Source organism: Candidatus Polarisedimenticolia bacterium, assembly GCA_036004685.1.
Lineage (GTDB): Bacteria > Acidobacteriota > Polarisedimenticolia > Gp22-AA2 > AA152 > DASYRE01.
Genome location: DASYRE010000048.1, coordinates 81,384 through 94,313 on the forward strand (window position 1 = coordinate 81,384; position 12,930 = coordinate 94,313).

At 65.2% G+C, this 12,930-nt stretch carries 9 protein-coding genes; all 9 read left to right on the forward strand.

The features are described 5' to 3' along the window. Positions 1-3 precede the first annotated feature (3 nt). The 9 genes from VGR67_13000 to rnc all read left to right on the forward strand — a co-directional run bounded on the left by VGR67_13000 (position 4) and on the right by rnc (position 12,928). Positions 4-648 (forward strand): RNA polymerase sigma factor, encoded by a 645-nt coding sequence (locus VGR67_13000; protein ID HEV8337328.1) that lies wholly within the window; start codon positions 4-6, stop codon positions 646-648. A 522-nt stretch (positions 649-1,170) separates the two neighbouring features. Continuing rightward, positions 1,171-2,805 (forward strand): thrombospondin type 3 repeat-containing protein, encoded by a 1,635-nt coding sequence (locus tag VGR67_13005; protein ID HEV8337329.1) that lies wholly within the window; start codon positions 1,171-1,173, stop codon positions 2,803-2,805. Positions 2,806-2,935: 130 nt separating this feature from the next. After that, a complete protein-coding gene (locus VGR67_13010; GenBank protein HEV8337330.1) occupies positions 2,936-5,641 on the forward strand; it encodes a VCBS repeat-containing protein in 2,706 nt (901 codons plus the stop codon). An 86-nt stretch (positions 5,642-5,727) separates the two neighbouring features. After that, the gene (locus VGR67_13015) at positions 5,728-6,210 is read left to right on the forward strand and encodes a hypothetical protein (GenBank protein ID HEV8337331.1); all 483 of its coding nucleotides are present in this window, start codon (positions 5,728-5,730) and stop codon (positions 6,208-6,210) included. Between the two features lie 157 nt (positions 6,211-6,367). Beyond that, positions 6,368-7,072: a hypothetical protein gene (locus tag VGR67_13020; protein ID HEV8337332.1), complete on the forward strand. Its 705-nt coding sequence runs from the start codon at positions 6,368-6,370 to the stop codon at positions 7,070-7,072. An 87-nt stretch (positions 7,073-7,159) separates the two neighbouring features. Further along, entirely contained in the window at positions 7,160-8,593 is a 1,434-nt protein-coding gene (locus VGR67_13025; protein HEV8337333.1) for a hypothetical protein, read from the forward strand. A 233-nt stretch (positions 8,594-8,826) separates the two neighbouring features. Then, entirely contained in the window at positions 8,827-8,949 is a 123-nt protein-coding gene (locus tag VGR67_13030; GenBank protein ID HEV8337334.1) for a hypothetical protein, read from the forward strand. A 155-nt stretch (positions 8,950-9,104) separates the two neighbouring features. Next, positions 9,105-12,206 (forward strand): hypothetical protein, encoded by a 3,102-nt coding sequence (locus VGR67_13035; protein HEV8337335.1) that lies wholly within the window; start codon positions 9,105-9,107, stop codon positions 12,204-12,206. After that, the gene (gene rnc, locus VGR67_13040) at positions 12,179-12,928 is read left to right on the forward strand and encodes a ribonuclease III (GenBank protein HEV8337336.1); all 750 of its coding nucleotides are present in this window, start codon (positions 12,179-12,181) and stop codon (positions 12,926-12,928) included. The genes VGR67_13035 and rnc overlap by 28 nt, the downstream gene beginning before the upstream one ends. The last annotated feature ends 2 nt before the right edge of the window (positions 12,929-12,930 follow it).

Sequence of the window (12,930 nt, forward strand, 5' to 3'; positions counted from 1 at the left end):
TCGATGTCCGCGACCGACGCCGCGGCCATGGAGGTGGCCGAGCGCAAGAGCCGGGAGACGGAAGAGCTCGTCGCCCGGATCCGATCGGGCGATCTCGAAGCGTTCGAGGGGCTGATCCGTCTCCACGAGCGGCGCCTTCTCGGGATGGCCGTTCAAATGGGCCTCTCCCCGGCCGACGCCCAGGACGCCTGCCAGGAGGTTTTTCTCAGGGTCTTCCGCTATCTCGGAAGGTTCCGGGCCGGACAGAGGTTCGAGGCCTGGCTCTGGAGAATCGCCGTGAACGTCGTCTACGACTCTCTCCGAAGCCGCCGCGATCGCGGGGAAGTCCCATGGGACGGCCTCCTCCAGGAAGGACAGGCGGCGCGGGATGGCTGGGGGGGGCTGCAAGTGAGTGTCGAGAACGCCGATATCTGCGCCAAGCTGCTGGCCCGCATGGAAGTTCTCACGCAGCAGGAGCGCATGGTCTTTGTCCTCAAGGAACTACAAGATATGGATACCCCAGAAATCGCTCGGGCGATGGGGATATCCGCCATCACCGTCCGGCGCCACAAGTCCTCCGCCCTGCAGAAACTCCGCAAGGTCGTGACGCAGCTCGGACGGGTGAAAAATCCTGAAGATTTTGTGGGCGGGCTGAACATTCCCGACTGAGTGACAGTATTGATAGTAGTAAGGAAGGGACAAGTATTTTTCCCTTGACAATCTTTCCTTTCAGAGTACTTAAGCTTGAAGCGGAGCCTCTCGGGCAACAGCGAAAATCCAAGGTGCGTTCTTCTGCGCCGTTATTTTTGATATCTGCCTGGAAACAAAGAAGTTGATCTCGATATGGAAACCAGCGGCGTCCTCGGGGGTCCTTGATGTGCATTCAGGGGGGAAGATATGTGTAAAGCGTTGAAAGTTGCGTTGCCGGCAGTCTTGGTGGCAGTAGTCGCGCTGGCAATGGGCACTACGCCCGTCCGTGCGGTGTGTTCCGACGCCGTGCCGATTTTCCTGGGCCAGGACGGCGCCGCCATCAGCTGCGGGACGAATCCGAGCGGAACCTTCTGGTTGGTCGGCCATGGCGACGCCTCCACCACCGGTGCGCTTGGGGGAACCGACATTGGCACGAGTTCCGTGCGGGTCGATATTGCGGCGTCCGGTATGGTGCTCAGCGGCGACTGGGGGAACTCAGGCGTGGATGGGTGTCCCATCAACGCGGCAGTCCTCCAGGCGGACGGAACGCTCGCTGCGATGGCCATGGTCGTCAGCAACGAGAACGGTGGAGGCTCGCCGAACCACCTCGGCATCTACTCCGCCGTCACGGCCGATTTCTACGAGCCCTTCCAGTATTACGCCTTGGACGTCGTCCTGGGAGACGTCATCAATGGCACCCCCTTGGGATCCATTGCTTGCAGCTCTCTCCCGAAACCGACCGCCTCTTCGGTGGTGCCGGGTTCCCCGAACACCTCCTTCTCGCTGGCCTGGCCGGGAGTCTCTTCGCGCGATGACTGCGCCACCAACCCGAGCATCAACTTGTCCAGCGACTGCGCCGGTGGGAGCCGGCCGATTTTCGTCGGTTGGAACGTTTATTGGTCTCATGCTGCCTGCACTCTCGGACCCCTGACGGGAGATCACACCGGCAGCGTCTGGACTAAGCTCAACGCCTCTCCGCTTCCCGCCGGAGCCAATGCCGGCACCGCCCTGAGCGCGCCCAGCGCTCCGGCGGGGAAGTGCCTCTTCCTGGCTTACAACCCGGTTTGGGACGGCGGTTTCGAAGGGAAGTTCGCGTCAGCCCACGCCGATGCCATCGGCGGGGCCGGCGATGCCGACGGTGACGGCGTCATCGACCACAACGACAACTGCCCGAATGCCGCGAACGCCAGCCAGACCGACTCCGACGGCGATAAAATCGGCGATGCCTGCGACAACTGCGATTTCGCCATCAACTACGATCAGGCCGATGCCAACGGCAACGGCGTGGGCGACGCCTGCGACGCCTGCCCGACCTCCGGCGACTCGGACGGTGACGGCGTGTGCAACGACGTCGACAACTGCCCGAGCGTCGCGAACTCCAGCCAGGCCGATGCGGACGGTGACGGTCTGGGCGACGCGTGCGATCCCTGTCCGTTCGACGCCGGCAACGACTCCGACGGCGACGGCATCTGCAATTCGCTGGACAACTGCCCGAATGCCGCGAACCCGTCGCAGCTCGACACCGATGGCGACGGTCCCGGCGATGCCTGCGACCCCTGCCCGTTCGAGGCTCCGGCGGCCGGCCAGGTCGGCTTCAATGACAAGGACGGAGATGGCATCTGCTCCTGCGATCCGGTCCTCCAGAACGCCGGCAAGTGCGGCGTCTTCCCGAACATCACCGAGGGTCACGGACAGCCCGCCGACAACTGCCCGCGCACTCCGAACGCCAGCCAGACGCCTTCCGGCCTGGGTGACGGCCTCGGGCTCGCGTGCGAGGACAAGTTCGGCGTGGTCCAGGCCCGTCCGACGCACGACGCGGGCTTCGGTGACTGCCGGATCCGCTTCAAGACGGTGGAAGAGTGGAACTGCCCGCGCTTCCAGGTCGTCTACCGCAGCCCGGGCGGCGATCGAGCGGCGGGCGTGAGCCTAACCTGCCGACGGTGCACCACCGGTGAAGGGTTCAGCTCGGCGTTCTACGGCGGAACGGCCGGCGCCTACATCAAGAACTGCCACGGCGGTCATGACATCTACGCCCAGGCGGTGCGGACCGTGACGTCGTCCTCCTGCCTCAATTTCGTGAACCCGAACCCGGTCGCTGCCGTGAGAGTCGAAAAAGTCGCGACCCGAGTCCGGTAGTGCTTGGCAGGTAGCCGCGTTTTTTTGGGGCCACCCGATTCTGAATTCGGGTGGCCCCTGATTTTTTTGCCCCAGGCTTCCCTGAGAGGGAATCGAAACGCGAGGGGGAGGGGGCCTTGGGAGGTTGGCGATGGTTTCGATCTCGGGTGGCTTGAGCCGCTCGTTACGCCCGCTCTATCTCTTCCTGTCCTTAGTCGTAATCGGGACGGCGCTTCCCACCCGAGCTTACGCGCAGCTCGACTTCACCGGAGTCCGCCGCGACCTGCCGGTCGGCGGGAACCCTCGCTCGATGGCTTCGGGCGATCTCAACGGGGACGGGAAGCGAGATTTCGTCGTCGCCGGCCAGACGTCGAACACCGTCTCGATCCTGTTGGGGGCGGGGGGTGGCGTGTTCCGTCCGGCGACCTCGGTCGCGACGGCCGACGCGCCCGCGGCGGTCGTGCTCGGCAGCTTCAACCCCAGCACCGACGCCAACCTCGACATGGCGGTCGCGTCCTACACCGGCAACTTTATCCAGATCTTCCTCGGAAACGGAGCCGGCGGCTTTGGCGTTCCGACGTCGGTCTCGACGGGTTTGGGGACGCATCCCATCGCGATGGCCGCGGTGGACCGGAACCCAGGCGTGATCGGGAAAGACCTAGTCGTCGTGCTGAATGGCACCAACGAGGTGCGTCTTTACAGCGGCAACGGCACCGGCACTTTCACGCTGGTTGCCGGATCGGCGATCCCCCTGCCGCTGAATCCGGTGGCGCTGACCACAGGGGATTGGGACGCCGATCTTAATGTCGACATCGCGGTCGTCAGCGAAGGGGACACCAGCCAGGAGCCGCCTCCCAACGGCACCGTGACCGTCGCTTACGGAGCCCTGGCCTGCCCGTCCTTTTTCTGCCTGCCTCAGCAGACGACCGTCGGTCCAGGTCCCGAATCGATCACGTCGGGCCTCCTGAATAGCGACGCTTTTCCCGATCTCGTCGTCGGGAGCGTTGCCGGCACCGACGTCCGGATTCTTTACGGCGATCCCGATTTCGGCTTCGGCACTCCCGTGCTTCTGGCGGTCGGAGCCGGCTCGTTCACCGGGGCGGTCGGCGACTACAACGGTGACGCCAAGCAGGACCTCGCCATCGGCCTCGACCTTTCGGGCGGCCAGGGCGGGATCAAGATCTTCACTGGAGATGGCTTCGGCGGGTTTACGGCGGGCGGCACGTTCTCCATCGGCTCGACCCCCTCGGACATCGTCTCGGTCGACTATGCCGGCTCGACGGCGCTGGACCTGGCGACGGCGAACATCACCGGCTCCAGCGTTTCCCTTCTCATCGGCAATGGCGCCGGCGGATTCACGTCGACCCCCAATTACGCGCTGCCTCCCGGCTCGACGGTGAGTAGTGTCGCCTCGGCCGACATGAACGGCAACGGAACGATCGACCTGGCGATTGCCGAGAGCGATCTGAACCAGGTAACCCTGGTCCAGGGCTCGGGCACGGGGACCTTCAGCTCCTGGCAGTCCTTGCTCCTGCCGGGAAGCCAGCCGGGGGACGCGCAGGCAGGAACGGTCCTGTTCGATCGCTTCACTTCCGACGGCAATGCCGACGTCGCCGTCCTCGTCGGCGGGACCGATGCCATCGCGGTCTTCCCGGGAAACGGCGCCGGCGTCTTCGGCGCCCGGCTCGACTTCTCTCTCGGCACCAGCTGCAACCCCAGCACCGGGACGAACTGTCTCGATCCGCAAATCATGGCCGCGGGCCCCTTGAACGACACCGACACGACCCATCCCGACGTCGCCGTGGCGCTTCTCGGAGGCGATACGGCGTTTCCCCTCGGATCGATCTCGGTCCTCCTCCAGTCGGGGACCTCTTTCGGCTCGGCGACGCGCTACACCGGGGGAAACAACGCGATCTGTATCGGAGGCTCGAATCCGGGGGCGGCCTGCACGTCGAATGCCCAATGTCCGGGGGGTGGGACCTGCAGCATCGCCCCCTCCGGCATCGCGGTGGGGCTGGTGAACAACGACGCGAACCGCGATCTGATCGTCTCCGGCAGCGGCAACAATCGGGCGGCGTTCCTCGCCGGCGCGGGGACGGGCGCGTTCCCGACCACGACGACCTCCACGCCGACGGGAACCTCCCCCCAGCTCCCCATTCTGAAAGATCTCGACGGTGACGGCGATCAGGATCTCGTCGTCACCAACCAGTTCGACGCCACGATTTCGGCCTATCTGGGGGACAACGCCGGGAACTTCACGCCCATGACGCCGACGGCGTCCGGGCCCGATCCGTCCCGGGGTCTGATCGCCGACCTGAATCTGGACGGCTGGGACGATCTGGTCGTCACCAACCTCTCGTCGGGGTCGCTCTCCGTCCTTCTGGGGAACGGCACCGGAAACTTCGGAGTGCCGGTCCGGCTGGGAGTCGGCTCCGTGCCGCGCGCCGTGAACCTGGCCGATTACAATGCCGATGGCAAGGTGGACCTCGCTTGCAGCAACGAGCAGGACGGCACCGTATCGATCCTCCTCAACGCCAGCCAGCTCCCGCTGCTCACGCTGGGCCAGGTCGGAAGCCTCACCAGCGTCTCCTGGCCGGCGATGTTCGAAGCCTCCGTCTACGACGTGATCCGCGGCACGGTAGGGTTGATGAGCGAGGGCGCGAGCCAAATCGACCTCGGGGTCGTTTCCTGCGTGGAAAACGATTCCCCCGACCCCCTGTCTTCCGATTCCGTCAATCCGCCCACCGGGACCATCTATTTTTATCTCATGCGGACTCAGGACCCCAAAATCAAGGGCTCGTACGGGCGATCCACGTCGAACAAGGTCAGGGTCCCAATGAGCGGAAATTGCCTCTAACTCCATGGCTTGCCGTCGGTCCTCCTTCTTTTTCTGAACGCCTCTGACGCGACTCCGGTATTAATAAGAAGAGAAGGGAGGGTTTCATGAAAGAGCCCTTGCAGGATCATGACTTGGTAAACGCCATCAACTCCTTGAAGAGTATCAGGATAGACCTGGACGAGGCGGCGCGCAGCCGCCTGGTGCGGCGCTGCCGGGATACCCGGGGTTCGAGAGGTTGGACCCTGGCCAGCTTCCTGGCGTCTCTGCAGACCTCGCGAGTTTCATTCGCGACCGCGACTCTCGCCTTGGTGCTGGCGTCGGGCGTTGCCCTTCTGAGCCTCAACCATTCAACTAATTCGAGCGAAACGGTTTACTCCAACGACCCCGTCCACCTGATGAGCGTGACCCAGGCCTCCTCGGGCGGGGTGACGCTCGAATGGCAGGACGGCAATCACAAGACCTATCGCGTCCAGAAGACCACGAATCCGCGAAACTTCACAGCCGCGGAGACTTATGCCGTGCGCGGAACGCGCTGGACCGATTCCGAGCCGGCGCGTGGCCAGGTCGTCTACTATCGGGTCCAATAGCCGATTCCGGAAGGGGAAACCCTGCCGTTCAGATAAACGTTTTGCCTTGACAAGTCGCAGTTTGACCGTAAGTAAATGGGGAATTCTCTCTCACCAGAAGAGCGCCCGGGGGAAGGTTGCCTAACCTGATTCCAAAGGGTCGAGGAGGGTCGTCGCAATGGTCAGACAGATGAGTTGGAAATCGTGGGTCATCGTGGGGGTAGCGGTGGCGGTCATGTGCGCCTCCGGCGGCCTGTTGATGGCTTCAAACATGGGCTTCAAGATCAACAAGGCCCTCTTCAGCCCCTTCTCAACGCTCAACTCCCCGAAGAACGTGAACTGGATCTCGCTCCCCTACAACCACCCTTATCCGAACGCCAAGGCCTTCTGCAACGCCATCGGCTCGGTCAGCGCCGCCCAGTCACTGACCCAGCTCGATCCCGCGACAGGGACCTTCGCGACCAACTTTACCTGCAACGGCGCGGGCCCCGGGTTCACCATCGACCCGCTGAAGGCGGTCCGCTATGTCAGCTCCCTGGCCGCGATTCCCAACGCGATTTTCGTCGGGGCCAGCAACGAAAGCTCCCAGCTGACGTTCCTGGCGCCCTTTGCCACGACGACCTCTCCCAAGAACGCCAACTGGTTCAGCGTGCCCTACCACTGCACCTGGGCTAAGGCGAACGACGTCTGCGTCACCGTGGGGAACCTCACGAACGCGGTTTCGGTCATCCGGCTCGATCCCGTGAGCGGCAGCTTTACGACCCACACCTGCGGATCGGGACCCGGGGGAGCCTTCAACTTCTCCCTGGTCATCGGCGAGGCGATCCAGGTCCGGAAATCGACTGCCGGAAACCTTGGACCTTTCTTCCCGCCTCACTTCTAAAATGCTGTATACTGCGGGTCAAAAGATGTACCTGGAAAGAGAACAAAGTCGCTACCTTCTGAGAGGGGGAAGAGAATGCATCTGAAATTGCTCGGGAAGAAGATTCTGGTGCTTGTGGCGGCAGCAGCGCTTGCTTTGGCTGCCTCGGCGCGTCCCGCGAGTGCCGTTTGCGCGGACAGTGTGCCGTTGAATCAGAGCGTCGGCCAGTTCACCGGTTGCGGAACCGCCCCCGAGGCTTTTTTCTGGCTGCACCACATGGGCGTCCAGCGGGCCGTCAACAGTAACACTTCCGCCAATACGACCGCCGGCGGGGTGGATTCGGGGATTGCCTCCTTCGCCGGAATGCTCAGCAACACGGGCGGAGAGAACTACGTCATCGGTGGGAACTGGGGAAACTTCGGGACCGACGGCTGCGTCTCCAACGTTGACGTCCAAGAAACCGACGTAAGCTGCGCCACCGGAGGCAATACGGTCGGCGTCACCGACTTCATGATCTCCGGGAAGAGCTCGAGCAATCCGAATCTCGCCAAGGTGGCGGTTCTTTCGGTGGACGCCAACGAGCTGCTCCAGGCCTACTTCTTCGAGCAGGCCGGCGCGCTCAGCATTGATGGCGATCCCTGCGGCGGCGATGCCTTCCAGACCAAGGAGCCCCCGGATACCGCCTGCGGCACGATTCCCCAGCCCGGTGTCTTCCCGGTGGCCGGGAGCTGCACCACGGCGGGATGCAACGTCAACATCACAGCCGCGGCGCGCACGATCCCGATCCTCGACGACTGCGCCGTGGCGGCCTCCAAGGCGATCAACTGCCCCAGGAATCTGGACGGCGGTCTGCAACTGATGTACAAGCGCGGCGCCTGTGGTGTGGGCGCTTTTCCGGCTGGCGATACCCGCGCCTTGGCGGCTTACCCGGCGAGCGGGACGTCCACCGTCGCCACTAACTATTCACCGTACTTCCCGCAGGATCTGAACCTCAACGGAATCTTGGATGCCGGAGAGCAGGCCTTCGCACCGGTGATCCTCGCGTCCAACAGCCCGACCAGCACGCAGCTCAGCAATATGTTCGTCCCGAAAATTGCGGGAGCGACGGATTGTCTGTTCTTCGCGCTGGCCCTGCGCGTCGACCCGGGTGCCGTCCTGGCCCTGGGCGTCCAGCACCAGCCGGTCTACTCGCAGTTCGTGTCGGTGAACGCGACGGCCGGCGTCAACCTGGCGACGGGTACTCCGGCTTCCGATCGGGTGCTCAACCTGGTGGCCTCGAAGACGTCCGGAAAGGCGAACGTTTCCTGGGACACCACGGCCGAGCTGACCGTGGCCGGCTTCAACCTGATCGGCACCAAGAAGAGCGGCGGCGAGGTGCAGCTCAACTCCTCCCTCATCCCGGCAAAGAAGGGGACTACGGGCGAGGGCGCCAGCTACAGCGCCGACTTAAAGGCGGGCGACCTCAAGGGTTCCACGGCCGTGTTCGTGGAAGTTGTCAAGACCAACGGGGCCAAGGAGCGCTTCGGCCCGGCCAGCTTCTAAAAAGAGGAGAGGGGGATTCCATAATGAAGAAGCCGTACGAGAAGCCCGCGATCATTCACAGCGAGAAGGTGGAAGCCCGGGCGGTGCAGTGCGCTAAGAGCGACGCCGGAAGCTGCGGACCCAACGGGCCGATCACCAGCTAGTTCTCATCGCACCCGATTCAGAAAGGAAGCCACCGGCCTCGGGGCCGGTGGCTTTTTTTTCGAGGTCCACTGAAGAAAAAGGGGATCCCCATGAAGAAGAAGCCGTACGAGAAGCCCGCCATCGTCCACAGCGAGAAATCGGAAACCCGGGCGCTGCTGTGCGCCAAAACCGATGCCGGGACCTGCGGGCCGAGCGGACCCATCACCAGCTAGCCTCGACCGAATGGACCTGAATCAAGCCACCGGCCCTCCGGTGGCTCTTTCTTGCCTTCCGGCGGAGGCGCCGGCGCTGCGCTATAATGCGCCGTTACGCGCGGAATATTTCTCTCTCCGCACCATCCCAGAGCTGAAAGGCCCGACGAATGGCCGTGAGCGAAAACGAAATCTCCGCGCCGCTGCGGCAGGCCGCCGGCGGTGCGGGAAGCGAGTGGGGATCTTATGTCGCTCTTCTTCTCGTCGGGGCGGGGGCGGCGCAGGCGTTCTCGGCCCTTTCCGGACTTCTGGGTGCGGTGATTGGAGGAACCGCTCCGGCGCGGGGGGCGGCGGCCGCAGCCCTTTTCGCCGGGATGGCGCTGGGCCCGCGCCTGGCGCGAAGCAGTCGTGCGGGCGGCGCGCCCCTGATCGCCGCCGCGCTCTTCCTGCCGCTTTCCCCCTGGATCCTGCCGATCCTCGAGCCGCTGGGAGGCTTCGCGACCCGGCTGGCCGGAGGGGCCTCCTGGGTGCTGCTCCTTCTCCGGCTCATCGTGGCATTCCTCGCCGTGGCGATTCCAGCGGTCGGCCTCGGCTGGGCATTCGCCAAGCATCTCGCCGAGTTCCCGGTGGCCGAAAGCCGCCGGGGGGCGGCCCTGAAGATTGCCTTCCTCTGCGCCGGAGCCTCCCTGGGATCGGTTCTCGCCGGATTTCGTCTTCTCCCCGTTGGCGGAGAAAAGGCCATGGCGTTCTCCGCCGGGATCTGTCTGCTGGCGGCGATCCTGCTGAGCCGGTTCGCGACTCCTATGGGAGAGCGAGGGTCGGCACGCCTCGGCGCTGGGGAAAGCTCGCTACCCGCCACCGACCGGGTCGGACGCTGGGGCGCCATCCTCTGGGGCGCCGCCGCCGTGACTTCGCTTCTCGCTTGGGACAGGATACTCGGGTTGCTCTTTGGCCCCTTCCCCGAAGCGATGTTCCGCACCGCGGGGCTGTTCCTGGCATTCGGCGCGCTCGGCTCGCTGGTGCTAGCCGGGTATCGGCCTGCGGTCCCCGGGAAGTTGGCGATCGCGGCGCTTTGCGGAGCCGCGGGGGTCGCCTTGGCCGGAACGCTTCTACTTCTCGACCGGCTTCCTCTGCTTTACCTCTCGATCGCCCCGCTGGCGCGGGCAGCGCCCCTTTCCTTCGCCCTGAAATCGTGGGGGATCGCCGCCCTCGTCGTGGCCGTTCCCGGCCTGGCGCTCGGCGCGCTCCTTCCCCTGTTGGCAACTCCTGAACGGCGCGCGGGCCCGCGGAATTCGGCAGGATCCTTCTGGCTGGCCCGAATCCTCTCGGGTGCGGCCCTGGCGGCCTCCGTCGTGCCGGCGGGGATCATCACCCCCGGCGGCTTCCGATCGGCGCTCCAGGCGGCGACAGGCCTGCTTTTGGCCTTTTCAGCCGTGGCGCTCGCGCTGTCGCAACCGCTTCATCCCTGGCCGCGGATCGCGGGGATCGCCGCCGCCCTGCTGCTCACGCTTCTCGTCACGCTGCGTCCCCTCGCCGGCGAGCCGCGCCTGCTCACTTCCGGCGTGCATCGCTACGCCAAGGAGATCCTGAGCGCCTTCAAAGGGGATCCGATCGCCTATCGAGCGGCGCGCCTCAAGACCGATCTCGCCTATTACCGTGAAGGGGGGGAGAGGACGGTCGCGCTGGAGCGCATCGCCGCCGACGTCAGCCCGGTCCTCGCCCTGACCGAGGAGGGAGTGGCGGTCGGAACGACCTCGATCGATCTGGTCCCTCAGATTCTCGCAGCGGAGATTCCGCTGCTGATCAGACCCGCGGCGCGGAACGTCTTTCTCATCGGGTACGGGACGGGAATCGGGGCGGGCTCGGCGCTTTTGCACCCCCTGGCCGCCCTGGAGGTGGCCGAGCCGGAGGCGGCGATGATCGAAGCCTCGCGCCATTTCGAGCCGGCCAACCGCTCCCCCCGGGCCGATCGACGCATGACGATCCGCGTCGACGATGCGCGGCAGCTTCTTCGGAGCAAGCCGCCCGCTTCCTACGACGTCATCCTCTGCAGGCCGACCCTGCCCGAGGCCGCCTCGCAGCGTTTCCTGTTCACCGCCTCGTTCTACCGGCTGGCGGCCTCGCGCCTGCGCGACCGGGGCCTTTTCGCCCAGTCCCTGCAGGTCGCCGGGCTTTCGGGAGCCGACGTCGCCGCCGTGATCGCCACCGCCCGCTCCGTCTTCCCGGACGTGATGGTGATGCAGACTTATTATCACGAGCTGCTCCTCCTCGGAGCCGCGCAGCCGATCCGCTTCGATCTCGACCGGCTCGAGTCGGCGATGGCTGCCGAGAAGATCAAATCGGATCTGGGCCGGCTGGGGTTCACGCAGCCGGCGACGCTGGTGATCCGCCACCGCCTTTCAGGCAAGGGCCTGGAGGCGTTCGCGCGGAACGGCCGGTTGTTGACCGATTCGGCCGCGCCCCTCTCATGGGCGGGATTCCGGGCCGGCGCGCCGCCGGCTTCCGACGCCACCCTGGAGGAGATGGACCGTTTTTCGACCGGGCTGGGGGCGAGGATCGCCCCTCTCCCGGAAGGCCCCCGCGGCAACGAGCGGCTCGCCGCCGTCGCCCAGGCAGCCGTCGATGCCAGCGACGCGGTGCGCGCGGCCGACCTGGCGGAAACACTGATCGCCCGGGGCGACGCGGCCGACGGGCACCGTTTTCTCGGCGATGCCCATTACCTCCGCCACGAGCAGCTCAGCTCGGTGGCCGAATGGCACAAGGCGCTGGAAGCCGATCCCAGGAGCGTCCCCACGTTGCTGAGCCTGGCCGATTACGCCGCCGATCGCCAGAACTACCAGGGGGCCGAGCTGTACCTCAAGACCGCCGTGGGAATCGCCCCCGAGGATCCCTCGGTGCTTTTCAATCACGGCCGGGCGCTGTTCTACTTGCGCCGTTACCAGGAGAGCGAGGCCGACCTGAAGAAGGTCCTGGTGCACGAAGGGGAGAAATCGGCTCCCCTGACGCTCTACTACCTGGGGATGATCCAGAAGGAACAGAAGAACCCGGAAGGAGCGGCGGAGTTCCTGCGGCGCTACCTGCAATGGGCCTACGCGCAGGGGCGGCTCACTCCGGCGGAAGCGGAGGTTCACCTGGCGTTGTCGGAGGTCTATCTGGCGCTGAAGCTCCCCGATCTCGCAGAGCAGCACCGAAAAGCCGCCGAAGTGCTGCAGGAGAAGCTGAAGGAGAACGCCAAGTCCAAAGAGAAGGCGTGGATCGAGATGCTGGGTGGATCGTGACGACCCGCCCCTCGCGGGAAGCTACGCCCGAGATCGAGGAGCGGCTCGGCTATCGCTTCCGCAAGCGCGACCTTCTCCGGCGCGCGCTGACCCATTCTTCCTACGCGCATGAGATCGCGGGCGGAGGGCTCGACAACGAGCCGCTGGAGTTCCTCGGCGACGCGCTCCTGGGCTGCCTGATCTCGGAACAGCTCTTCCTGGCCTTCCCGCTGCGGGACGAAGGGCACCTGTCGCGCTTCAAAGCCTCCCTCGTGAACGCCGAGACCCTGGCTTCCAAGGCGCGCCGGATGGGAATCGGGCCGCACCTGCTCCTCGGGAAGACGGCGGAGAAGGTCGGAGCGCGGACCAAGACCTCGCTCCTGTCCGACGCGTTTGAGGCGGTCGTCGCGGCGATCTATCTCGACGGCGGCTTCGAAGAGGCCCGCGGCTTCTTGGATCGCCAGTTCGCGGCCGACATCCAGAAGCTGGTCCGATCGGGCCTTCCCGACGCCCGCGACGCCAAGACCCATCTTCAGGAGCTTCTCCAGGCGCGCGGCCACCCGACCCCACGCTACCAGATTCTGAAGGAGAGCGGGCCGGCGCATCGGCGGAATTTTCTGGTGGGGCTCACGCTGGAAGGGAAGCTGCTCGCGCAAGGCCGTGGAAGGACCCGTAAGGCGGCAGAACAGGCAGCGGCGCGCAACGTCCTGCGGGAGCTCGCTTCCGACTCCGAGGAGCCCTGAGC